Here is a 682-nt window from a genome sequence, read left to right on the forward strand (position 1 = left end):
CGCTACGTGACGCCTGCGCAGCGTCATGCAGGCGACGATCGTGCGCTTCTCGCGGCACGGCACGCACTGTACGCGAAGGCGCGTGCATGCAATCCGGCTCGCTGGTCGCGTCACACGCGCGACTGGACACCGGTTGATGCCGTGACGCTTAACCCCGAACGTGACACCGTCGTCGAGATGGCGTCGATCGGCGCGAATAAACAGCCTTTGGCTGCATGAGTGAGGCGACAACTACCTTGACGCGCGCCGCCTGCGTCAGAGCAAAAGGCGCACTAGGGAAGCGGGGCAGGAAGGTTGATGGCAGAAGTCCGGAACGAGGCAAAGATGAAGATCGAAGCATCACCAGTGTCGGAAACGACTAAACGAGATGCAGACGCGCTGGGAAGCTGCGTGCAGCGGAAATTCGCGTCAGCCGCAATCTGGACGGACGCTATTGTGGCGCGACAATCCGGATGAGAGACGCGCGACAAACAAGTTGAGAATGTCGCGGCAGAAATGATGATGCCGATGTTGATTGACGCTGGCAAGCGTTTATTGATTGACGCGCGGCGTTGATTGACGCGGGCGAGTGGGTGTCGCGCGACAATCAAGCTGAAGCCACCAGTCGTTGAGGATTGCTGTGTAATGGTGACGCCGCAGGTATTTGGCCGCGCGACAATCAGGATAAGAATGGGGTGGCGTG

Annotated in this window: 1 protein-coding gene and 1 pseudogene; one reads left to right on the forward strand and one right to left on the reverse strand. The window is 59.4% G+C overall.

Going from position 1 to position 682, the window contains the following annotated elements; all coding sequences use genetic code 11:
* Nucleotides 1-219: pseudogene (locus M3I54_RS44510) on the forward strand (hypothetical protein); the annotation flags it as partial.
* Between the two features lie 53 nt (nt 220-272).
* On the opposite strand, the gene M3I54_RS44515 reads toward M3I54_RS44510, so the two are convergent.
* The coding region (locus M3I54_RS44515) for a hypothetical protein (RefSeq protein ID WP_254346744.1) at nt 273-682 on the reverse strand (410 nt) is incomplete at its 5' end.

Origin of the sequence: Paraburkholderia sp. CNPSo 3274, assembly GCF_024206475.1 — a bacterium.
Taxonomy (GTDB): Bacteria; Pseudomonadota; Gammaproteobacteria; order Burkholderiales; family Burkholderiaceae; genus Paraburkholderia.